Genomic DNA, 22,475 nt, shown 5'->3' with positions numbered 1-22,475 from the left:
TCCCCAAAAACAGCTGCGGGGTTTTTCCCCATAAAGTCTAAATTTAAACTGCCCTAGTCAAACAGACTCGAGACAGAGTCGTTGCCGTGGATACGCTTAATAGCTTCCCCTAAAAGAGGAGCGACTGAGACCACTTCAATTTTCCCGGAAGCTGCTGCTTGTTCGGAAAGAGGAATAGTGTCAGTGACCCAAAGCTTTTCAATTCGGCTTTCCTTCAGGCGGTTGATAGCCGGACCAGAAAGAACTGGGTGCGTCGCAACGGCGAAGACCCTTTTTGCCCCATTTTTATAGAGGCTGTCAACAGCTTGTGTAAGGGTTCCAGCCGTATCGATCATATCGTCCACGATTATGGCCGTCTTGTCCTTAACGTCCCCAATTAAATGAAGGGCTTTGGCCTCGTTGGGACCGGAACGGCGCTTATCAATGATGGCCATCGAGCTTTCAATGCGTTTTGCAAAGGCTCGAGCTCTTTCTACCCCGCCAGCATCTGGACTCACCGTGACAAAGTCGGATCCAGTTCCGAAAGATTCTCGCCAAGACCGGGCAAGGGTCGGGATGGCAAAAAGATGGTCCACCGGGCAATTAAAAAAACCTTGGATTTGAGTTGCATGTAAATCCACGCAAACCGCTCGATTTGCACCAGCAGTTGTCAGGAGGTCTGCCATCAATTTTGCAGAAATCGGAGCGCGAGGAGCCACTTTGCGGTCCTGGCGGGCATAGCCATAATACGGAATGACGGCCGTAATGCTTGCCGGAGAGGCTCTTTTCAAAGCGTCCAACATCACAAAAAGTTCCATATAGTTTTGATTCACAGGCGGACAGGCGCTTTGAATAACAAAGACATTTTGTCCGCGAACGCTTTCGTGAATCTCGATCTGAATTTCTCCATCAGCAAAGGTAGTGATAGAGCAGTGGCCTATTTCCAAACCTGCGGCGGCTGCAACCTTTTTAGCCAGCGCGGGATTGCTGTTTCCTGCAAATATTTTGATGCCCATAACTCGTTAAGTCTCCTGAGAGTTTAAGCTATTTTTTGATGCCTAAGGGAAGGTAGCAAGCCTGATGGAATCAGGCCACCATTAACAAGGTGTTTCCACCTTTTAGAGTAAGAACTTCAAGCTCCAGCCCAAAAGGGCACCCATGGTAAGAACCAGCCAGGTTGGGACTTTCGAGAACATAAACAGGGCCAGTGCGCCCAGAAAGACGATCAGGTAAATCACATCAAAGCCAATACTGATATTTAGATTGTTATCGCCCATGAATACTTGGCGGAAACTGTGGGCGACCGTCACAGCTAATAGGGCCAGAGAGCCTATATTGAGGCCTCGAACTAAAGACAAGACTTGGGGGTTTTCCGAGCCTAAAATCTGCTGACGTCCCCACAGGGCCAATAATGTGGTTAATAGAAAACTTGGTAAGAAAATTCCCAACGTTGCGGTCATCGCCCCAGGAAGGCCTTGCTGAAGAAATCCAATGAAGCTGGCAGAAGTAAAAAGAGGTCCTGGTGTCAGCTGTCCGATAACAACCGCGTCCATAATCTGTTGAGAGCTAAGTACGGCGCGATTTTGAACGAACTCGCGATCTAAATAGGCAAAAAGCACATAGCCACTGCCGTAAAGTAGGCCGCCTATTTTGAGAAAAATCCAAAATAAACTACCAAGTTCCATAGATCGACTGGTGAACCACCGTGACTGGATCCAAGCTAAACTTGCAGCCGCTAAAAGTATCGTTAACTCAGGCAGCCCAAAGTAGGCCATGATCAAGCACGAAGCAAAAATAATACGTCTTTCATAGGTTTGCCAAAAAATGGATCGCAAGCTCCAAAGAGTCGATAAAAGCAACGCGATTACCACCGGGGTCATTCCCTTAAATGCCAGATCAAGCCCTGAAAATTTGCCGTACTGTACGTAAAGCCACGCCAATACAACAACAATAAAAAAGGCAGGTAATATAAAAGCAATTCCCGATAGCCAGAGGCCAGTTACTCCACCGTACCTAAAGCCAATCAGTTGAACGAGTTCCGTTGAATTAGGGCCCGGTATCAAATTCGTTATACCAATGTAGTTTGCAAACTCTTCTTCGGTAAATTCTTTTTTTCTACGAACATATTCTCGTTCAAGATAGGCAATATGTGCAGCGGGCCCACCGAAGGCAGTCAAACCAAACTGAAGAAAGCGCAGAAACAAGGCGATCATGCGTTTGCCTTTTTACGTTTTTTCATAAAACTAATAACGGCCCAGCAGCTCAGACCAGCTATCAGTCCCGCAGTGCCTTCCAGGGGGATTTTTACGACTTCACTTTCAAAGGATTCATTCAGATGATGCAGCCAAGGAATGCTGTGAACTACGATCCCACCACCGACTAAAAACATGGCTAGAGTGCCAAGAATACCAAGGGTCTTCATAAGTTTTGGAGCCATTTTTAGAATAAGAAGGCCTAATTTTTTGGCCGAGCTTTTTGAAGACTGGGTTAAATAAAGCCCCATGTCGTCTAACTTAACAATAAGGGCTACTAGGCCGTAGACCCCAACTGTCATCAAAAAGGCAATAGAGGAAAGCACCAGTATCTGAGTCGAGTAAGTAGCTTCAGCCACGGCTCCTAAGGTGATGGTAATAATTTCGGCGGAAAGAATAAAGTCCGTGCGAATCGCGCCTTTAATTTTTTCGGCCTCGTTCACGGTCGTCCCGGCCTCCGAGGGCTTATCAACATCTGTATTGGCAGAATGTGGGAAAATTTTTTCAATTACTTTTTCGGCGCCTTCGTAACAAAGGAACAGCCCACCAATCAGTAAAAGAGGCAAAATTAATTGAGGAATGAAGACGCTAATCAGAAATGCCGTCGGTACTAGTATCACTTTATTAACTAAAGATCCTTTGGCGACGGCCCACACTACAGGCAGCTCGCGATCGGCGTTCACTCCCGTAACTTGTTCCGCATTCAATGCTAAATCGTCACCAAGTACGCCTGTTGTTTTTTTTGCGGCAACCTTGGTCAGCACAGCAACATCGTCCAAGATCGTCGCGATATCGTCGATAAGAGCTAATAAACTTCCGCCAGCCATGGGGGCTCCTTCTGATTAAAATCAGTCACAGATTATTTTGTGACATGCTTTCAACATGGAGAAGGTTCGGGGAAAAGGCAAATATTTATGCTGCGGCTTCGTGATTTTGAGGGATAAAATGGATTCCAATTAAGTATTCGACCAATTGACGTTTTGTCATTGGTTTAACGAAATGCATATCGAAGCCGGCTTCGAAGCACTTGGTTCGATCTTCTTCTGTGTCTTGAGCGGTGAGGGCGGCCAAATGAGACTTCGCTCTGTCTAGATTTTGGCTTTCGTGTTCACGAATCTTTTGCGCCAGCTCTAGGCCCCCCATGCCGGGCATGTGGATATCAATAAGGACCAGTTCAAATTCAGATTGTTTGAAAAATTCTAAGGCCTGTTCTCCTGATCGGGCGGCTTGAAACGGAAGCCCCAAATTTTTAAAGTAGACTCCTAGGGCAACAATATTATCATCGACATCGTCGACGACAAGAATCTTTATTTGATTACTTTTTTGATTAATCACTCCATCCGTAGGAACCTCGCCATGGAGGTTTAAAAGAGGTCTTATCATTCGTTGAAGGTTCGAGGTCATGCGGATTACATTTTGCTGATCGCTGGCCTTCGGTAGATTGATCGTCATCAGTTGATCAGATAAAATTCGAAGCTGATCTTGAAGGTCATAGCAAAGCTGCTTCATTAAAAACTGCTGCGTGCGATGCTCACGAAGAACTTCGTCTCGAATTTTTTGGGTGTGTTTTTCTATCTTTATGTTTTCGTTGCTTTCGTGAAAAAATACTAAAAGTCGTTCATCTATTTTGCCCAGGTTCAGAATTTTTGTTTTTACTTCTACCCAGAAAGTCTGCCCGCTTTTCTTTCTTAATTGAATGTGATGATGTAAAAAGGGATTGCTCTTTGCTTTGTGGGATTCAGCGAGTAAGTCCGTTAATAGTTTGCCCTGTAATTCTGTCTCGCTAAAACCGCACATAGCTGAAAACAGAGGAGTGCTTGCGATAATTCTGGAGTTTGGCTCCATCAATATAAATGGAAGTAGATCCCAAGCAGCGTCAGCAAGGATTTCTGGGGCAGGCATGGAATTAAAGGCTAACAAAGTGCTTTTCATACACTTATTTTAAAATAGTTTGCAGATCAAATGTGTGAACAACAATCAATGTATATGAATCTTTGGAAATAAAAAAAGTAAGGTTCAAGATGAAGCAAGAACCTTACCCTCAATACATTTTCGACCGAACGAGATGTTCTATAGCGAAGCAGTGAGCTTTTCTAGGAAGGCTTTAGTGGCCTTTGACCGATGAGATTCCATATTTTTGTAACCAGGGCCTAACTCGGCAAGGCTTTTATCTTGTCCTTCTGGAATGAACACGGGGTCATATCCAAAGCCCATCGAACCCGATGGTTTTGTCGCAATTTTCCCTTTAAGTTCACCATTAAAAATCCACTCTTCACCTTGAGGAGAGTAAACGACCAAGCAGCAAACGAAGCGGGCATTTCTATTTGCCATCGGTCGAATCGTCATCATTTTTAAAAGCTTAGCAACGTTTTCAGAGTCCGAGGCTTTGGGGCCTGCATAACGAGCAGAGTGCACTCCGGGTAAATTATTTAATCCCTCGACCTCAAGGCCTGAATCATCCGCTAAAATCCAGCAATTGGGTTTCACGGCCTTTAGTGACTTCGCTTTAATTCGGGCATTATCCAAAAATGTCGAGCCGTCTTCTGGCCGAGGCGTGAATCCCGGAATTTCATTTTGAAGATGGAACTGGATATTAGGAATTTCTTTTAGCAAAATTTGAAATTCGGTTATTTTCCCTTTGTTTCCAGACGCAATCCAAAACTCCATACTAAACCTTCTTTAGCGGAAAGATTGGGCCAACGACTTCTGCCTGTTTTTCAAAAAGTTGACGACAGGCTAGTGTAGCAACTTCCATCATTCCCATTAATTGATTTTGGGTAAAAGGGACCGATTCGGCGGTGCCTTGCACTTCAACAAATGCATTTGCATCTGTCATAACAAAATTCATATCTGTGCCAATAGACGAATCCTCGTCATAATTTAGATCAAGAAGATACTGACCATTCTGAAGACCGACGCTGATAGCAGATACATAATGTGTCAAAGGCAACGATTTAATTTCGCTGACAGCATGAAGCTTCTTAAGTGCCAAAGCAAGGGCTACAAATCCGCCCGTGATGGCAGCAGTTCGAGTGCCACCATCGGCATTTATAACATCACAGTCGATCATAATTTGCTTTTCACCAAGGGCTTTTAAATCAACAGCGGCTCGGAGGGAGCGACCGATAAGACGCGATATTTCTTGAGTTCGACCGCTATTGGCAGCTTTGTCTCGCTTCATTCTCGTATGCGTAGAGCGGGGAAGCATGCCATACTCAGCAGTGATCCAGCCAGCACCGGAGCCTTGAAGCCATTGTGGGGCCTTAGATTCGTAAGATGCTGTGCAAAGAACTCGCGTTTTACCAAACTCTACCAGGCAAGAGCCTTCGGCATATTCGGAAACGTGAGGGGTGATTTTAATTTCTCTTAATTGGTTTAAATGACGTCCATCTGATCTCATGGGGCTCACTTTAGAGCCTGAGGTTCCTGACTGTCCATCTTTTCTTTATATTGAACCAGAGCCGAATGTATTTTTTTGGCTAAATCCTTTTGATAGACCTCGGAAGTTAACTTTTGAAGCTCTTTGGGGTGACTTAAAAAGCCCAATTCAATTAAAACACTAGGCATAGAGGACTTTGAAATAACGAAGAAGGGGGCTTGCTTGATGGTGACTGGCCCTGCAGAGTCGACATGATTTTGAACGGCCTCGGAAAGACGAAGGCTATTTTGCATTCGCGCCTGTCGATGAAGATCTTGCACGATGACGGCAACGTCGCTGGATCGACTCATTTTAGTCGTAGATTCTTCAAGCGTAGAAAAATTTTGGTTTTCGATGCCTGCGAGGTATTGAGAATCCTCGTCAGGGGGCAAAGAGTTTTGAAAGAAAACCTCCATCCCTCGAGCTCGAGCATCGGGGGCCGTGTTTGCGTGCAAGCTAATAAAAATATCCGCGCCCCATTTTTCCGCAGTTTGAACTCGATCATTCAGTGACATCATTTTGTCTTTGTCGCGGGTTAGGATCGAGCGGAACTGGATATCTTGATCTATAAGATCTTTGAGTTGTTTTGCTACATTAAGAACAAGTGCCGATTCTTTGACCCCGCCACGAACCGCCCCGGTGTCAGTTCCCCCATGACCGGGGTCAATCACGATATTTAAAGCATTGGCTTTTGGCGCCATAAGTAAAAACAGACTCAAAATTAGACATGTAGTTAGGCTCGGAATTGAAGTTTTCACGATTTTATTATTATGACCCTGAACTCGTGAATTGCCGAGTCCAGGCGGTTTAAACTCTACCTTTTTAGGGGATGCGGCCAGGGTTGTCAGTCTGTCGAAGGTTTGAACAGTAGGTCTGGCCCGTGGCGCAGAAAATTGCGTTGAAGTCGAATTTAAAGTGCTTTCGCGAACTACCTTTCGATGACTGATGTGGAAGAGCGATGGCATCGGGCTTGCTCTAGTATAAAGGCACCCCCCATGGCGGCCAGGTGCATTCCCCCCCCCCCCCCCCCCCCCCCCCAAGTGCCTGGCCGCTCCCCTTTTTTTAGCTAATTTCCGCAAAAACTGAATAGGCGATAGACATTAAATCGAAAGTTCTCTTTTGAAGCTTGGATTTTAACAACAAGGCAAAAGTCTAGGCTCGAGTTGCCGATAAGAAAGCATCCTGATTGAAGAAAATTTGGAGGGGTCTTTGTTATGGTTACCAGCTCGATGAAAAACTCATTGTTAGTTGCTTTTATTCTTACGGCTATGTTTATAGCGCCGACCAGTGCGCGTGCTGTTGATTCTTCCGTTGTGGAGGCTGAAGAAGCTACCGCAGATGCTGAAGGAGCAAAGGCTGAGGCTGCCGAGGCTCGTCGTCGTGCAGACGAGGATCGTAAAAAGCGAGATAAACTGCGAGCGGAAGCTTTTAATGATACGGCGACCACCGAGATCTACACCTCTGACGTGTCGTCGGCAGCGTCAGATGTGTATAAGAGACAGGGCCGAGGCCGAGCGAGATTCTGCAAAGCTGAAGCAGGAAACCGCAGAGCATGAAAGGGAAAAAGCTCAGGCAGAAAAAGAGACTGCCGAGGCGAATAGCCGTATTCAAGCGGCTGCCGAAAAAATAAAGAAAGCCCGGCAAACAAAAGACGAGGCCGAGAGCCGTCGTCGCGAAGCCGAAAAGAAAGCTGACTCGGCGAAGTCGGAAATGAAAGATCGCGAAAAGGATGCCGAGAGCGCAACTTCCGAAAGCCAAAAAGCTTTGGCGCAGGCTGAAGAAGCAAAAAAAGCAGCAGCAAAGGCTGAACAGGAGTTATCTCGGCAAAGGTTGTTAACTCAGAAAACAGTCGCAGAAGCTAAGGCGCGTATGGCGCGTGCTGAGCAAGAAACTGCACGAGCAGATGCTGAAAAGTCAAAAGCCGAGGCTGAAATTTCTAAGCTAAAGGCTCAGGCTGAAGAGTCCGAAGATGCCGAGAAAAAAGCCCAGGCAGAGCTAAAAGAAGCGCTTGCGAAAAAGCAAGACGCTATCGAAGACTTTGAAAAAGAAAAGAAAGTTTTGTCGGATTTAAAGAAAGACGAAGAGAAGGCTAAGCTTCAAGCAAGTAAAGCGAAGTCTGAGTTGGCGGGTAAACAGGCAGATTTAAGAAAAGAAGCAGCCGTTAATCAAATGGAAGTAGCAAAAGCTAAAAAGAGCATTGCCGAGCTTCAAGCTGCTTCGATCAAAGATGAATCCGAGTTAAAACAACTTGAAGAGCAGGCGGCTGCGGCTAAAAAAGAGCGAGAAAAACTTGAGGATGAATTGGCCGATGTGAAAAATAAAGCCGAAGAGTCGAAAATAAAATTAGACACTCGTAAGGCCGAAGCAGAGACTGAAAAGTTGAAGCTTGAGGCTGCTAAAATTAAAAAGGCAAATAAGAAAGCCAAGTAATTATGCGTGTACGACATATTTTAGTAAAACATCAGTACGAGGCGGAGGATATCCTTCGCCTTTTGCAATCCGGGAAAGACTTTTCAGAGCTTGCCAGGAAAAAGAGTCTTTGTTCCTCAGCCTCTGACGGCGGAGATCTTGGAGAGTTGAAAGGCAAAAAAAATCTGGATCCTGATTTTGCCGAAGCATTGGATTTTTTAAAAATAGGGCAAGTATCAAAGCCCATTCGCACTAAATTTGGCTATCATTTAATTCAGATCATTGAGAAATAAAAAAAAAGGAGCCTGTTGGGCTCCCTTTTTTTACTATAATTATTTATTTTCGGAGTGCGCAGAGGGATGGGTATGGCTTATTTGGTTTAAGTTCGACGACTGAAGATAGACGGTACGACTTGGGAAGGCAAAATGAACATCAATTTGCGCTGCCATTGCTAGTATGTCTAGAAGGATTCGCTGCTGTCGACTTAACTCTTCAGGTGTTTCATGGACGCTCAGGTGAAAATTCACTAAAACATTCAAGGAAGAATCTAAATAACCGTTAAAGACGACCGTCACCGAGTCCTTAACGACTTTTTCGTCCTGCATGATGATGTATCTCACCGCTTCGCAAAACTCTTCGATTTTGTGAGGCGGCGTTGAATAATTAAGGCCGAAGTTGTGACGAATTCGACGTAGCGGTCGAACACCCATGTTGTCTAACTTTTCTTTAGCGACAATTGAGTTTGGAATGGCGATCAGAGAGTTATAAAATGTGCGTATTCTGGTTGAACGAAAACCGATTTCTTCAACAGTCCCCTCGACGTCTTGAATTTTGACCCAATCACCGACTTTGAAGGGTTGATCTAAGAATATGGTGATTGAGCCGAATAAATTGGCCGCTGTATCTTGAGCGGCAAGCGCAAGGGCTAAGCCTCCCAGGCCGAGTCCCGCCAAAATCGACATAACATTGATGCCCATGTTTTGTATGGTCAGAAGAAAGCCCACGATCACAACAAAAACTTTAAGAGATTTTGTGATAAATGGCGCAAGCATGTCGTCCATTGTGCTGTCGGTTTGTTTTGCATAGTTCATGAAAACTTGTCCGAAGGCATCGACGGCCAAATAGAAAAGCTTAATTATGAAATAGCCAAGAACCAGAATCGTCAGATTGGTTAAATGCTTATTCAAAGTAGGGTGGGGGGAGATCGCGTCTAGAACTCCAAGCCAAATTAACGAAATAAGAATCCAAGAAATAGGCTGTTCAACTTTGGTTTCTAGGAAGAAGGCTAAAAAATTTTTTTTATCTTCTAAATGCTGATGAAGCTGTTCTTTAATCTTTTTTAGCGCAAAGTGAATGATGGGCTTAACTAAATAGGCCAAAACAAAAGCTGAGCCGATCGCCAACCACTTCCAGTTGGGCATTAACCACACTTGCTTTTCAAGTGCTATCATCATGTCTTCAGAAATTATTTGTGATTGTGTAACGAAAAATTCACGGGCATTCATTAATTCAATATTCCAGTGTAGATGAGTCCAAGGATCGCTGATCCGACAATTATGCGATAGTATCCAAAATACCTAAAACCATATTTGCCGACAACCCCAATAAAGAATTTTATCGCAACGATTGCTACGGCAAAAGAGACAATCCAGCCAACAAATAGGAGGTTCAATTGTGAGGGTTCGATAGTTTTATATATTTTAAGTACTTTATAGAGCGTCGCCGCCGCCATGGTCGGAACGGCTAGGAAGAACGAAAACTCCGCCGCTTCCTTTTTGTTCATTCCTAAAAACAGGCCGCCCATAATTGTGGCCCCACTTCGAGATACGCCGGGGATTAGCGCGACGCACTGAGAAAGTCCTAAAGCAAGCGAGTCTTTGTAGGTGAGTTCTTTGGTAGATCTTCCTTTGGTTTGAAGGCTTGCAAATTTGCTGTCAGACCAAATTAAAACGAAGCCGCCAATGATCAGCGACCAAGCTACGATTTCGCTTGAGCCTAGAAATTGATCGACAAGATCTTTTAATAGAAAACCCAGGATAGCGGTTGGTAAAAAAGCGACGAAAAGTTTTTTATAGAAAGACCAATTGGGTAAAAATCTTTTCCAGTAAATCACAAGCACGGCTAAGATTGCACCGGACTGAATAATGACCTCGAAAGCTTTTAAAAAATCATTGTGTTCCATTTTTAAAAGGCTCGAAGTTATGATCATATGACCTGTTGAAGAAATGGGCAAAAATTCAGTGAGCCCCTCGACAATTCCTAAAATTACACTCTGCCAAAACGTCATTATGTCATCCTTGTAAGTAAGGGATAAGCTATCGAATTTTCCAAATGAGGCAATGCCTTTTTGGTAAGTTTTCGGCTCGTCGTGTTAAACAAATTTAAGATTCTTTTAAGTTTTTGCTCGAATTTCGTAAAGAGATCGGCTTATGATTTTTGTTACCACGGAGGGATTATGAAAAAAACATTATTTGTTGGTGCGATGTTATTCGCCTCTTCAGCATTTTCGGCTGAATACTTGGTGAAATATAAAAGCACGAACGCACTAAATATGTTGATGACGATGCCGATGAGCACGCAGCAACGTATCATGGTTGAGGACCTCAACGAGACAGCAAGCCTTGTTAAGGTTGAAGTTGCTAAGAAAAATGAAGCTCAGAGCTTGGCTCAGCTACTTTCACACCCAGGTGTAGAGTACGTTGTTCCTAACTTTAAGTTGCATGCATTCTATGCACCTGTAACGGCATCTGCTTTGAAAGATCAATGGGCAAATGCTAAAGTTCAGGCGGATAAAGCTTGGGCAAAAGCGGGCAATAAAGGTTCTAAAAATGTGATCGTTGCGGTTATCGACACGGGTGTTGATTACAACCACGAATCACTTTCTCCTAACATGATCCCGGGATATGATTTCGCTGAAAACGATGCGGATCCAATGGATAAGACAAGCTTCCAAAACCCTGGTCACGGAACTCACTGTGCGGGTTCAATCGGCGCGACTGGTTTGGTTGACGGCGGTATTCAAGGTTTAGCTCCTGGAATTTCTATCATGCCAATTCGCTTTTTGGATGAAAAAGGTTCAGGCGACTTGAACAACGGTATCAAAGCTATTGATTATGCAATCCAAAAAGGTGCGCACATTATTTCAGCTTCGTGGGGTGCATCCGTGCCTCGTTCAACAGCAGCTCCTCTTCTTGAGGCAGTTAAGCGTGCTGATGATGCTGGTTTGATTTTCATCGCAGCAGCAGCTAACGATGGTAAAAATAACGACAGAACTGAAGTTTACCCTGCAAACAATGGTTTGCCGAACTCAATCACTGTTGCGGCTTCAGGACCTAATGACTCTAAGCCAAGCTGGTCTAACTACGGAAAACGTACAGTTCACGTTTCAGCTCCAGGCGAAAACATCATGTCGACTTTGCCAAAAAATAAGTACGGAAATCTTTCTGGAACTTCAATGGCAACGCCGCTTGTTTCTGGTCTAGTTGCGTTGATGAAATCACAAGATATGTCTCTGACAGGTGCGCAAGCTCGTGCGATTCTTCAGGCAACTGGAGCTAAGGTAGGTATTGAAACTGCTTGTAACTGTCGTGTTGATGCTTTTGAAGCCGTTTCTGCGGTTATTGAAAAGCGCATGATGTTAGTGCCCGCTGCTGCAGCGATGAATGTGAATGATGTTGTTAACGTATCAGTTATGAACGGTAAAGCTCCATTCCAGTTCTCAAGCTCGAACTCATCAGTAGCATCTGTTGATGCTTCTACCGGTGCAGTTAAGGCATTGGCAAACGGAACAACAACTATTTCAGTTAAAGATGCTACAGGTAAAACTGTGACTTCTCTTGATTACGTTGTTGGTGCGGCTTCAGGTGGTGGAAACAATCCAACGCCTCCGAATCCAGGAAATCCTCCTCAGGATCCAGGGCAAGACCCAGGCAATCCTGGCGAGCCGGGTGAGTGCCCATTGGGAGATCCAATGTTGTGCCAAATCATCTGTCAGATTCAGCCAGATCTTCCATTCTGCCAATAAGAATGAAATCTATAAAGGAGCCGAAAGGCTCCTTTATTTTTTTGTTAAGTGTTCCGAAAAATACAAGATTCCCTACCGAAGTCGAGTCATTTCAAATTAAGATCAATCCGATACATTACTTGAGTGAGGAATGACATTTGAAACTCATCATTTTCAGTTTTTTCGTTTTGTTTACTTCTGCGGCTAGTTTGGCCTCCGAGCCATCTACTTTGTCGTTAAAAAAAGAGAAAATCATTCTTTGTGTTGATAATTGGGTCGGTTTGACGAATACCGATGGGACAGGAAGCTATTCGGAGTTGGTTCGCAAAGTTTATGAAGATAAATACGAAGTGATCATTAAGTTATTTCCGTGGGCCCGTGCTCAGATTTCGTTTCAAGAGAAAAAGTGTGATGGGTTGATAGCGGAAAACAAGCCCTCGCCAAACTCCATCCGTCCGCGAATTATTCTAGATGACTTGCCATTAGAAGCATATTTTCTAAAAGGAAAAGTTGATTTCAAAGGTGAAGAGACTCTTAAGTCAAAAAAAATCGCATGGCTTCGGGGCTATGGGTATGATCGGATTGTGGACTTTAGAATGAAGTTTATTGAAGTCAACGATATCAAGCTCGCATTTAAGATGTTAGAGGCCGGGCGATTTGATATCTTGATCGACTACACTTATACTTTTAAAGATGAATGTCATTTGTCAGGAGTCGACTGTACCAAAATAACTTCGGCTCCAAGTGGAATTTCTGAGAAAGCTTACGTCGTGTTTCATAAAAATCCTAAAGGAGAGTCTTTGGCCGCTCATTGGGACCGACGTATGAGTGATTTAATTGTGGAGGGTGAGCCTCAGCGCATCTTTCAAAAATATGGCCAGCGCTACGTGGGAAAACCATAGCAAAAGGAATTTATCTTGAGCTATCCAAGTCAATTGCCGCATCTTAAGTTAGAAGTTCGCGCCCAAAATCAACTTTGGCTAACCTTAGACAATCCGGATAAAATGAACGCAATCACCTATGAAATGATTGATTCGTTGATCGGTGTATTGAAGAAAGCTGATTTTGATCCCCAAATTAAAGTGATCGTGGTTCGTGGTGAAGGAAAGGCCTTCAGTGCCGGGGGCGATGTTAAAGCGATGCTAGAGCAGTCCGGTATGTTTCATGGCGAACCAAACGAGCTTCGCATGCGTTATATGCATGGTATTCAGCAGATTCCCAAGTGCATGGAAGATTTGTCGACACCAGTTATTGCGATGGTTAATGGTGCGGCAATTGGTGCGGGTTGTGATTTGGCAATGATGTGTGATTTAAGGGTTTCCTCTGACAAATCTCGGTTCGGAGAGACTTTTGCCAAGATCGGTTTAGTTCCCGGTGATGGCGGAACATTTTTTTTAACTCGTGCTATTGGATTTGCAAAGGCGATGCAGATGACTTTAACTGCAGAGATTTTGGACGGCAAGGCAGCCCATGATTTTGGCTTAAGTCATTATTATGTAGATAACCAAAAACTTGAAGAGTTCACTCAAGAATTGGCGGCGAAGGTTGCGGCTCAATCTGCACCGGCTATTCAGATGGCCAAAAAGGCACTGAAGATTTCGTATTTGCACGATATTCAAACCTGCTTAGATCTTTTGGCGGCGTATCAAGGAATTGCGCAAAGGACACCAGAGCATTTTAGCTCGTTGCCAAAATGACACCGAATTTGTTGGCATGATGTGTGCTTAATAACCTCTTTGTCGACCTTCACTAAAAAAGGTTTTGATAACAATACAAGGGGGAAATATGAAACTCATGTCATCAATTTTGGCTATCGCTGCGGCTCTGTCATTGGCTGAATCTGCTCAAGCTCAGTTACGTTTAGGTGAACCTGCTTATGGCGGCAACGGCTGTCCTGCTGGCTCAGCAAGTGTTAACGTGAGCCCGGATCAAAGCTCACTATCCATTCTGTTTGATTCTTATATCGCAGAAGCTGGTAAAACTACGGGACGCACTGTAGATCGCAAATCTTGTAATATTTCAATCCCAGTCCAAGTTCCTCAAGGGTATTCGGTTGCCATTTTCAAAGTGGATTATCGTGGATTTAATTTGGTTCCAGCATTCGGAGCGCAAACAAAAATCGATACTGAGTACTTTTGGGCCGGAGCCCGCGGACCTCGCTTTACACGCATGTTCCGTGGACCAGTTACAGATAACTACACACTTTCTGATGGTATCATGGCTAGTACGCTTGTGTGGACACCATGTGGAGCTAGCGTGAACTTACGAGTTAACAGCTCAATCATGGCGCAGTCGAACTCTCGTGGCGATCAAACTATGATGACTGTGGATTCTGCGGACTTCTCAAGCGGTCTTCTTTACCACTTGCAATGGAGACGTTGCTACTAATTCTTAGCATCTTTGATAAGTTGAAAAGTATTTAAATTTTGGCTGTTGCAGAAGTTGTGATGTGTTTCAGGGAGGCCTTCACGATGAATGTAACAGCCATGTTTATTTTTTTAGACGAAGACGAAAAATAAGAACTTCTATAATCATATACAAGAACATCATTACCGGAAGACCAATTCCCTTAAGAAGGGCCCATTGAGTAGTACTCCAGTGAAGTGCAGCCCATGTTCCAAGGGCTGCTTGAAATATAAAAAATATTCCAAGGCGCCAGTTGAGTGAACTCATAAATACTAAAGCCAGTTCTGGGATTTCGGCATTCTGAGCCCGAGCTAAACCAACTAGCAAAGGTTTTTTTAAAAAGCTAGAAACAATCAACGCTCCAGCGAATATCAAACATAGCAGGGCAGGTTGGAGTTTGAACCAGATACCATCTGTGGACCACAACGACAGCAAACCTAAACCGATAACTAAAGCATTCCCAATCAGGGTGATGCGCTCGATTTTTTTAAATCGGATGTATTCGTAACTTAGCTCGCCCACTCCAAAAATCATGGCGGCAATCAAGCCGGCAACAACTCCGTAATGGTCTTCAATAAATGTGAACGCAACGATGGGCAGGATTCCACCGATTAAAAACGAACGCAGTTGCGCTTGTTTATTTTGAGGTTTCAAAATGCACCGGCTTTCCTAAGCATTGACCATTAATGAAGCCATCTTTCATTGCTAATTTTCCCATCAAATAGACGCTATCTACTTTAGCCTTAAAATTGAAACCAATAAACGGACTCCATCCACAACGGCTAACAACATCTTCGTTTTTTAGTGTCCATTCTTGATTCAGTTTTACGATACTAAAGTCAGCGTCGTAGCCCTTTTGGATGCGGCCTTTATTTTTGATATTAAATACTTTTCGCGGTCCCTCGGTTAGAAGTTCAACGGCTTTTAGTAAGGGAAGTTTGCCGTTTAACGAGTGAGTTAAGATTAAAGGCAGCAGGGTTTGAGTTCCCGGCATTCCGCTTGGAGATTGGGGATAGATTTTTGCTTTTTCTTCCAGTGTATGAGGAGCATGGTCTGAACCCAGGACATCGACTGTCCCATCAAGGATGGCGCTCCAGAGTCCGTCTTGATGGCTTTGCTCGCGAATCGGAGGATTCATCTGAGCCAAGGTGCCTAAGCGTTCGTAACACTCTGGGGCGTTTAGTGTAAGATGCTGCGGAAGAACTTCGACCGTTGCGATATCTTTATTTAGTTTTAGCAGTTCCATCTCGTCTTTGGTAGTGACGTGGAGCACGTGAACTTTTCGTCCGGTCTTTCGCGCGATTTTCAAAAGTCTTTGCGTTGAGATGAGAGCGCTCTCAACATCACGCCAATGATTGTGCGCTCGAGGATGCGCTTCTGTTATTGCGATATGTTTACGCTCTTTGAGTCTTGCTTCGTCCTCAGAATGAACGATGACTCGCCGTTGTCCTGTGCTTAAAATTCTTTCGAGTGCGGCTTCTTCATCCACAAGTAACGATCCAGTTGAAGAACCCATAAAAATCTTTACGCCCGAGCAGTGCGGATGAAGTTCTACAGATTTTAAAACCTCAGCATTGTCAGGAGTGGCCCCTACAAAAAAGGCATAATGAGTCCATGCGCGGCCAGGCATCCTTTGCAGCTTGTCTTCGAAAGCTTCCCAAGTGGTGGTTCCAGGATTGGTGTTCGGCATTTCAAAGATGGCGGTAATTCCTCCCATCAGTGCAGACCTTGTGCCGGTTTCTAAGTCTTCTTTGTGAGTCAGGCCGGGCTCGCGAAAGTGAACCTGAGAATCAATGCATCCCGGAAGTAGATGGAGGCCGTCTAAGTTACGAACTTCGCTAGCAAGGCAGGTCAGGTTTTTACCAATTTCAACGATCTTGCCATTAAGTACAGCAACATCTTGAACCTCTTCGACCATTTTGCCGGTGATTTCATTCCAAGTTACGGTGATACCATTTTTTAAAAGTAAATCGACTTTCATAAGCCCATCATAGTTAAGAATTAAAGATTTTCAATTGAAGGAAGTTTAAATGACCGTGTGCAACCTAGACTTTTGCCAGTAGGATTTAAGCCCCGTAAACTGCCAAAATTACGAGCGATTTTTTAGATGGTCTGGCCATTTGTTGACCGGGGGAGGGGTATAGTTCAAACTTAAGGGTAAATATGGATAAATTTCTAAATTTTTGGAGTCATCATAACGTCTCAATTATCGAAACCTTGATTGGGACTGTGCTTTTAATTTCTATATATGTTGCGTGGAAGTCTTTGTTTTCGAAGGACTCCGGCGCAATTGCAGGTGATTCCGTTCATGTCGATACCACCCAAATCGAACAGACTCTACAGAAAATTTTAGAAAATCAGGCGAAGATACCCGCGGCGGCTTCGGCGCCAGTACCGGCCCCAATAGATTTATCCAGCTTGGTGCCAACAGATGGAACTGCAATTCCTGAAGAGTTTTTAGCGAAGGTTGCCGCAGCTCAAGCAGAAGTTCAGCGTTTAGCAAGTGAAGTTGAAAGCAAAAATCAGCAAGTGACACTTCTTCAGCAGCAAGTGGCAGACGCCGAAAAGAAAGCGGCAGAAGCTGGAGCTTCTGGCGGAGCAAGTCCAGCCCCAGGTGGCGGTGTAGATACGTCGGCTCTTGAGGCAAAAATCAAAGATCTTGAATCGCGCCTTGAAGAGTATGAAATCATCTCTGAAGACATCGCTGATATATCTAAGTACAAAGAAGAAAATGCTCAACTAAAAGAAGAAATTGCTCGTCTTAAAGAGCAATTGGCGAATGCTGGGACGGCATCGGCTCCAGGGATTGCTTTAGATCCGGCTCTAGATATTCCTAGCGATGTTGCGGCTTTGATGGAAAAGCCAGCTGAAGTTCCGTCTGAAGAACCCGCTCCTGAAGTAGCAGCGCCTTCAATCGAGGAAGCTGCTAAAGAAGTGACTGCCTCTGTCCCAAATCCTGAGCCTATTTCTGAACCGACCCCCGAGCCAATCCCTGAAGTGGCCAGCATGGAATCTGCAGCCCCTGATATTTTATCTGATGATTTAATGGCGGAATTTGAAGCGGCGGTGGCGCAGCAGCAATCCGGAGAGCTAAAGAACGAGGCTCCAGCTGGTGATGCGGCCACAGAGCCATCTAAAGAAGCCGCTGCAAGCGAAGTCGTTCAAGCGAAAAATGAAAATGCGATAGCTGAAACTGAAGAACTTATCGGGGAATTCGAAAGTTTTATAAAAAAGAGCTAAAAGAAAAGAGATCGTCTATGACAGATTTTTCTAAATCAAAAAAATGGATATTACCCTCTGTAGCAGTTCTTTTGGTGTCTTTTCAGCTATCAATAGCTGGAGCCGCGATTGAAGAAACTTTAAATTTGCCAGCTCAGAACAGAGCGCAGATTCTTAGATCCGCATCTGCGGCAACATACTCTCAACTACGGGAGGTGGCTTTTTCGGGACGCCACTCTATGAGTTTGCGTTGGAAGGCAGTCATGGGCATGGCTGAGGCTCGTAAAGAGAAAGCCTTACCCGATTTAATGTTAGCCGCCGAGGAAAAGGATTGGTTTATGCGCAACGCTGCTTTGGTTGCGTTGACTCATGCTCAGCCTAATCAGGCATTGCGAGTGGCCAGACGTTTAATGCAAGACCCTGCTTTGGTAGTTAGATCAGCAGCGGTTGAAGTCTTGGCTTTGGATTTGAATCAAGAAAATAGAGACCTTCTATGGGAGAGTCTTGAAAGTAAGATAAACTTTAAAAGATCGCAAAGTCTTTGGATCCGCCCTCAAATTGTCGAGGCCTTGGCTTCAGCTCCCAAAGCCCATGAGCGTTTAATGTTTGCTCGTCTTTTGAATGAAGAAGATGTGAAGATTCAAGAAAATGCGATCAAAGGACTTGAGCGCTTAACTGGAAAGACCTTGGGGCAAGGTTCGATGCCTCGTAAAGAGCTTGTGGCTCTTTGGAAGCGCCAAATTAGTCCACAGTAAATTTTGATATTATTCCTATGTCATTGCCACGTATAAAAAATGCGTGGCATATTTTTTTATGAAAGCTATTTTAGCAGTCCTTTACATTTTTCTGACTCTTCCACTTCAAGTTCTTGCAACACCCGCTGGAGCTTATCGTCTTGTAAAAACTGAACTCATGGTGGCATCCTTGCCTCTTCTAAAAAATTTGGATTTGAAAGTTAACGATGTCTCAAATCTTGCTGTCGAGATAGTCGGCGATGAGGTTCGCATTTCTGATTTTAAAATTTACTCATCGCTTTCGATTTTAGGATCTAGAGCGCCCAGTTTGGAAGGGCACTTTCGCGATGGGGAAAAGCATTTCTTTCAAATGGGCACCTTTCAGAGGGACATAAAGTCGGTGCGTTTTCAGATTGAAAAGCTTCGAAATACAGATGCAATTGTAGAAATTCATTTTTGGGTTCGGTGAAAAAGCAAAAAGCTGGCTCAGGTGCCAGCTTTTTGTAGAGCTTTATTAATGATGATCTCTCGTTCCATTCGATAAAAAATGACTTTTTCTTCGTAGCCGTCAGACTCCATTACATCTGGTTCTGAAAAGAAATCTCGCAGGATTTCTATTTTCTTCTCGATAGTGACACGAACTGAATCCTTACCGTTGAACTTTCCTTGAGCGAAAATCATCGTAATTTTATAGCGAAGACCGCTAGAGTTGGGAACCGGAGTTTCCGGCATGAGCCAGCCATCAACACCCTTGATGTAGTCCGTTTCAATGACGCCGGTATCTTGATTGTCAACCAGGATGGGATATTTTAAGACGGCATGAGCTGCGCGCCAGACTTCGTCGTAGCTTGAGTAGAAAACTTTTTGTTTATATTTAACAGGACGATTGGGTGCTGTTTCCGGGGCTTTCTCAAAAAGAGAGCACCCCGGTGAAAAAGCCAAGAAAAAAAGAAATATTAAACTAGAAATCCAACGAGCTGTGTGTGACATGTGTTGCACTGTCAATCATAGCCGGACCAACTGCAGGAAGTGAAGAGTTTTGACTGCCAACTAGCGTTACTTCCCAGCGTTTTTTGCCAACAGGAGACTTGTCATTCGGCCACTCAGGAAGGACGATACGATCTTTCCAGCCAGCTCCGTAAACTTCCCAATATCGATTTAACGCGGTCACTTTTTTCCCATTCACAGTTTTTTCTTCAATCTGTGAAAGTAGCGAGTAGGTCGCAATTGGGTTCACGCCCGCAATTGAAGTAATCGCAGGAACTTGAAGAATCGATGGGCCATTCATCGTTGGGTTTGCGAGTAAGGGTAACATGGTTGGCTTAACACCATCAGTAAATGGAAGAACTGTGGCGCTAAGGCGATCTGCTCCTGGCTTACCTGAAGTCATCTCATTTTGCTTCTTTACAACTCCAAGAACTTGGCTTGTGGAGTTTGGCAAAGTATTAAGTGCGATGGCCTTATTGCCAGATGTTCTTTTAACGTCCGTCGGGATTAAGTAACCAGAGTTTTCAGTTACGCTGACCGAGATAAATAGTTCGTCTTTAGCAATGTTCGGAGCGTTGACTGTTTTTTTGTCGGTAAAGTTTAACTCCTTGATGGGGATATCAAGTTTCGCTTTATTATTGATGATTTCAATATCGCGAATTCCGCCGCCTTGAATCGCAAAGTGGTTGATAAGATCTGGAAATTTAGCTCCATTGCGAAGTTCGCCAACGACTGTTGAGAATGGAAAACGGCCACGAGCTGCAAAAATTCGAGAAACTCCCAATTGGTTGAAGTAGACTCGATAGGTAGGCTTTTCCAAAGTAACAGGGAAAATCCCATAACTTTCGCGTTGGCGAGGTAAGGTCACATTTGAGGGGACTTTCATTTCTTGCCCGGCCGCCGAGATAATGTCGTCTTCCGGTGAAATAACGGTATCCATATCAAATGAAAGAAGATCTGTTTTGGTTAGGCCAGGAAGGACTAATCCAAAATCTATGTATCCATCTTTGTCGACAACGGGGTGGCCTTGAGTTAATCCCGAGACTTCGTACATGGTTTTCGATGGGATAGGTCTTAATTTAATTTCGAGGTTTCCAGGTTCTTGAAGGAGATAAGTCGATCGTAAATACCCTGGGGCCTGAACTGTGAGGGTCTCGGCACGTGTCCATTCCGCTGGTAGGATGATGACGCCATTGGAATCCGCAGTTAGGAAGTTGCCGCTAAAAGGAGAGTTCAATTTATCGCCGATGAGGACCTGAGCGCCAGCCAAGGCCTTACCGTCAAGTGAGCTAATAGTCAGCGTTTGTACGTCAGCGGGCTTCACCAGTAAGTTGCTTAAATATGTAGCAACTTTTCCGTCTCCTGGCTTGTTTGGTTTTTCGTCCTTTGAGCAACCAACAAAAATTGCAGGCATCATTGCCGCTATTAAAATCTGTTTTTTCAAGGTTTCCCCCTCGTTATTAAATTTGAACTGTCATTTAATAGGATGGAAACTCGTCCATGAGATTCGAATCCGTATTAGGTATTGCAAATTGTCCACAGTATTGAGTCAATACTTAAGTCGCGTATTTTTTAAGATTATGACAGTTTTAATCTAGCGGTAATTTATTGCATAATGTCACTATTGACAGTCCTGAAGCTTGGTAATAGAACTTGTGCCTCAAGCGTTCGAGGTTAAACTCGTTCCACTCGTGGTGGGGTAGCTCAGTCGGTTAGAGCATCAGAATCATAATCTGAGGGTCGGCGGTTCAAGTCCGCCTCTCACTACCAGTTTTTTCTCCGGACAAGATCCGCAGAAAGTTTCGCAAGAAATGAGCCTCTTAGCGAAAGGTTCTTCTCCAAGGCTCTTCTCATTTAACTGTTTATCACTCAGCGCAATTCAATAAAAACAAGCATTTAAGGTTTTCAGTCGATAGTTTACAAAGTTTTTAAACCCTCTGGCCCGCTTCTGGAGGGCCTTTGCGTTCCCGTTAGTAGCCTCCGTAAATCCATTTGTCCAACGATTTTCAAAGTATCCAATTAAAGGTTCCAGCCACTTTCTGAGGGTTCTTCCGAGAGTATTGGCAGCTGACTGGCTTGAGTTTTTTAAGTCATTAATAAAGCACTCAAGATTTCTTCTCCCTTGGCGTCGGTTCCGACAATTATAAAACTGCCGCAGGCGTTCTTTGTACCAATACAACTCCTCAAGATCGGGGTGCTTGTGGAGGAACTTATCGAGATCTCTTTTTTCTGTATAATTTAAGTCTTCGCGATTTCTCAGGATTAGGCGACGTTGTTTTAGCTCCAACTTATTGCCGTTAATTTGTTTTCTCAACTTCATCATTGCAGGATTTAGAAGCCGGAGAGCATGAAATTTATCGGCTACAATTTTAGCGTTTGGGAAGAGTCTTCGCACAATGCTTAAATATCCGTTCGACAAATCTATCACTACCACTTTGACATTGTCTCGGCCTGGATAGTGTTCAACAGCTTCGAAAATTGATTTCGCATCTTTACCTTTGCACATCTCAAACAACCGACGCTTCTTTAGATCACAGAACACCGTTGCAAACTCTGCATAACCATTTCTACGAGTGAAAAAGTGTTCGTCGATGCCCAATATTTCCGGCCACTTCATTCCGTCGCGATCTTTGAGTTTCGCAGCCAGAGCCTCATAATGGACCTTATAGATAAATCCACTGGAGCAAGAGTGATGCGTTCGCACTAATTCTAGATTCACGTAGTTTTTGCAGTCTTTGGCTACGGCATTGCGAAAATGTCCCGTACTTCTTCGGCGTGGCCAAATACCTTTTACTGCCTCTGTAAAGGGCTTGCGGCAGTTCTTGCAATAGTACCGATGCTTTTCAATACGCAGCCATAATGGCCTTTCTCTAATTGGCGCATCGCGGACGACGCTGAATGCTTTTCCAGCTAAAGTATTCGATGGTGTAGCGCATTTGGGACAAACTTCGCAGGAAGCTCTTATTTTTTTAACCTCCCAAAGATATCCGTTGCGAAAACCTCTTGAAGACAAAAATTTTAGTTCCTCAGATAGCATTTGATCGGCTAAGTTGAAGTCCGTGGGCATG

The 22,475-nt window shown here is 44.2% G+C and carries 24 protein-coding genes and 1 tRNA gene; 11 read left to right on the top strand and 14 right to left on the bottom strand.

Translation table 11 applies throughout. From position 1 onward, the window contains the following. Nucleotides 1–53: 53 nt before the first annotated feature. From AC04MN_RS00795 to AC04MN_RS00765, 7 genes are all read right to left on the bottom strand, one after another. Entirely contained in the window at nucleotides 54–995 is a 942-nt protein-coding gene (locus AC04MN_RS00795; protein WP_475381280.1) for a ribose-phosphate pyrophosphokinase, read from the bottom strand. Nucleotides 996–1,097: 102 nt separating this feature from the next. Next, complete coding sequence (locus AC04MN_RS00790; RefSeq protein WP_475381279.1) at nucleotides 1,098–2,192, bottom strand: chromate transporter; 1,095 nt, start codon at nucleotides 2,190–2,192, stop codon at nucleotides 1,098–1,100. Beyond that, entirely contained in the window at nucleotides 2,189–3,058 is an 870-nt protein-coding gene (locus AC04MN_RS00785; protein WP_475381278.1) for a DUF808 domain-containing protein, read from the bottom strand. Before AC04MN_RS00785 ends, AC04MN_RS00790 begins: the two co-directional genes overlap by 4 nt. Nucleotides 3,059–3,143: 85 nt before the next feature. After that, a complete protein-coding gene (locus AC04MN_RS00780) occupies nucleotides 3,144–4,163 on the bottom strand; it encodes a response regulator (RefSeq protein WP_475381277.1) in 1,020 nt (339 codons plus the stop codon). A gap of 138 nt (nucleotides 4,164–4,301) precedes the next feature. Beyond that, complete coding sequence (gene rdgB / locus AC04MN_RS00775) at nucleotides 4,302–4,898, bottom strand: RdgB/HAM1 family non-canonical purine NTP pyrophosphatase (RefSeq protein WP_475381276.1); 597 nt, start codon at nucleotides 4,896–4,898, stop codon at nucleotides 4,302–4,304. 1 nt (nucleotide 4,899) lies between these two features. Then, nucleotides 4,900–5,631, bottom strand: coding sequence for a ribonuclease PH (gene rph / locus AC04MN_RS00770; RefSeq protein WP_475381275.1), 732 nt, complete (start codon nucleotides 5,629–5,631; stop codon nucleotides 4,900–4,902). A gap of 5 nt (nucleotides 5,632–5,636) precedes the next feature. Beyond that, nucleotides 5,637–6,407: an N-acetylmuramoyl-L-alanine amidase family protein gene (locus tag AC04MN_RS00765; RefSeq protein ID WP_475381274.1), complete on the bottom strand. Its 771-nt coding sequence runs from the start codon at nucleotides 6,405–6,407 to the stop codon at nucleotides 5,637–5,639. A gap of 456 nt (nucleotides 6,408–6,863) precedes the next feature. Between AC04MN_RS00765 and AC04MN_RS00760 the strand changes: the two genes are divergently transcribed. The 3 genes from AC04MN_RS00760 to AC04MN_RS00750 are packed head-to-tail and all read left to right on the top strand — an operon-like array spanning nucleotide 6,864 to nucleotide 8,351. Continuing rightward, complete coding sequence (locus AC04MN_RS00760) at nucleotides 6,864–7,205, top strand: hypothetical protein (RefSeq protein WP_475381273.1); 342 nt, start codon at nucleotides 6,864–6,866, stop codon at nucleotides 7,203–7,205. Next, nucleotides 7,135–8,079, top strand: coding sequence for a hypothetical protein (locus AC04MN_RS00755; RefSeq protein ID WP_475381272.1), 945 nt, complete (start codon nucleotides 7,135–7,137; stop codon nucleotides 8,077–8,079). The genes AC04MN_RS00760 and AC04MN_RS00755 overlap by 71 nt, the downstream gene beginning before the upstream one ends. A 2-nt stretch (nucleotides 8,080–8,081) precedes the next feature. After that, nucleotides 8,082–8,351: a peptidylprolyl isomerase gene (locus AC04MN_RS00750; protein WP_475381271.1), complete on the top strand. Its 270-nt coding sequence runs from the start codon at nucleotides 8,082–8,084 to the stop codon at nucleotides 8,349–8,351. A gap of 39 nt (nucleotides 8,352–8,390) precedes the next feature. Here AC04MN_RS00750 and AC04MN_RS00745 read toward each other — a convergent pair whose 3' ends face one another. Both AC04MN_RS00745 and AC04MN_RS00740 read right to left on the bottom strand, forming a co-directional pair. Continuing rightward, nucleotides 8,391–9,563 carry a mechanosensitive ion channel family protein gene (locus tag AC04MN_RS00745; protein ID WP_475381270.1) on the bottom strand — a complete coding sequence of 391 codons (1,173 nt, stop codon included), beginning with the start codon at nucleotides 9,561–9,563 and terminating at the stop codon, nucleotides 8,391–8,393. Continuing rightward, on the bottom strand, nucleotides 9,563–10,345 hold the full coding sequence (locus AC04MN_RS00740) for an undecaprenyl-diphosphate phosphatase (RefSeq protein ID WP_475381269.1): 783 nt from the start codon (nucleotides 10,343–10,345) through the stop codon (nucleotides 9,563–9,565). The genes AC04MN_RS00745 and AC04MN_RS00740 overlap by 1 nt, the downstream gene beginning before the upstream one ends. Nucleotides 10,346–10,513: 168 nt before the next feature. Between AC04MN_RS00740 and AC04MN_RS00735 the strand changes: the two genes are divergently transcribed. From AC04MN_RS00735 to AC04MN_RS00720, 4 genes are all read left to right on the top strand, one after another. Continuing rightward, the gene (locus AC04MN_RS00735; protein WP_475381268.1) at nucleotides 10,514–12,082 is read left to right on the top strand and encodes a S8 family peptidase; all 1,569 of its coding nucleotides are present in this window, start codon (nucleotides 10,514–10,516) and stop codon (nucleotides 12,080–12,082) included. 137 nt (nucleotides 12,083–12,219) lie between these two features. After that, entirely contained in the window at nucleotides 12,220–12,963 is a 744-nt protein-coding gene (locus AC04MN_RS00730) for a substrate-binding periplasmic protein (protein ID WP_475381267.1), read from the top strand. A 15-nt stretch (nucleotides 12,964–12,978) separates the two neighbouring features. Further along, complete coding sequence (locus tag AC04MN_RS00725) at nucleotides 12,979–13,758, top strand: enoyl-CoA hydratase-related protein (RefSeq protein ID WP_475381266.1); 780 nt, start codon at nucleotides 12,979–12,981, stop codon at nucleotides 13,756–13,758. A gap of 88 nt (nucleotides 13,759–13,846) precedes the next feature. Further along, the gene (locus AC04MN_RS00720; RefSeq protein WP_475381265.1) at nucleotides 13,847–14,449 is read left to right on the top strand and encodes a DUF4360 domain-containing protein; all 603 of its coding nucleotides are present in this window, start codon (nucleotides 13,847–13,849) and stop codon (nucleotides 14,447–14,449) included. A gap of 102 nt (nucleotides 14,450–14,551) precedes the next feature. Here the strand turns inward: AC04MN_RS00720 and AC04MN_RS00715 are convergent, their stop codons facing one another. Next, entirely contained in the window at nucleotides 14,552–15,121 is a 570-nt protein-coding gene (locus AC04MN_RS00715) for an inner membrane-spanning protein YciB (protein ID WP_475381264.1), read from the bottom strand. Continuing rightward, complete coding sequence (locus AC04MN_RS00710) at nucleotides 15,105–16,448, bottom strand: dihydroorotase (RefSeq protein ID WP_475381263.1); 1,344 nt, start codon at nucleotides 16,446–16,448, stop codon at nucleotides 15,105–15,107. The genes AC04MN_RS00715 and AC04MN_RS00710 overlap by 17 nt, the downstream gene beginning before the upstream one ends. A 182-nt stretch (nucleotides 16,449–16,630) precedes the next feature. Between AC04MN_RS00710 and AC04MN_RS00705 the strand changes: the two genes are divergently transcribed. The 3 genes from AC04MN_RS00705 to AC04MN_RS00695 are packed head-to-tail and all read left to right on the top strand — an operon-like array spanning nucleotide 16,631 to nucleotide 18,889. Continuing rightward, entirely contained in the window at nucleotides 16,631–17,707 is a 1,077-nt protein-coding gene (locus AC04MN_RS00705; protein ID WP_475381262.1) for a hypothetical protein, read from the top strand. Nucleotides 17,708–17,724: 17 nt separating this feature from the next. Continuing rightward, on the top strand, nucleotides 17,725–18,441 hold the full coding sequence (locus AC04MN_RS00700) for a HEAT repeat domain-containing protein (RefSeq protein ID WP_475381261.1): 717 nt from the start codon (nucleotides 17,725–17,727) through the stop codon (nucleotides 18,439–18,441). Between the two features lie 43 nt (nucleotides 18,442–18,484). After that, nucleotides 18,485–18,889, top strand: coding sequence for a hypothetical protein (locus tag AC04MN_RS00695; RefSeq protein WP_475381260.1), 405 nt, complete (start codon nucleotides 18,485–18,487; stop codon nucleotides 18,887–18,889). A gap of 17 nt (nucleotides 18,890–18,906) precedes the next feature. On the opposite strand, the gene AC04MN_RS00690 is transcribed toward AC04MN_RS00695, so the two are convergent. Then, nucleotides 18,907–19,410, bottom strand: a complete 504-nt coding sequence (locus AC04MN_RS00690) for a hypothetical protein (protein WP_475381259.1) — start codon at nucleotides 19,408–19,410, stop codon at nucleotides 18,907–18,909. After that, on the bottom strand, nucleotides 19,382–20,851 hold the full coding sequence (locus AC04MN_RS00685; protein WP_475381258.1) for a hypothetical protein: 1,470 nt from the start codon (nucleotides 20,849–20,851) through the stop codon (nucleotides 19,382–19,384). The genes AC04MN_RS00690 and AC04MN_RS00685 overlap by 29 nt, the downstream gene beginning before the upstream one ends. A 249-nt stretch (nucleotides 20,852–21,100) precedes the next feature. Between AC04MN_RS00685 and AC04MN_RS00680 the strand changes: the two genes are divergently transcribed. Continuing rightward, nucleotides 21,101–21,177: transfer RNA gene (locus tag AC04MN_RS00680), tRNA-Met, on the top strand. A 109-nt stretch (nucleotides 21,178–21,286) separates the two neighbouring features. On the opposite strand, the gene AC04MN_RS00675 is transcribed toward AC04MN_RS00680, so the two are convergent. Next, a complete protein-coding gene (locus AC04MN_RS00675) occupies nucleotides 21,287–22,474 on the bottom strand; it encodes an ISL3 family transposase (RefSeq protein ID WP_475381257.1) in 1,188 nt (395 codons plus the stop codon). Nucleotide 22,475 lies beyond the last annotated feature (1 nt).

The sequence above is a fragment of the Bdellovibrio sp. ZFWA1 genome (assembly GCF_056175665.1).
This window is presented reverse-complemented; position numbering and strand designations above follow the sequence as displayed.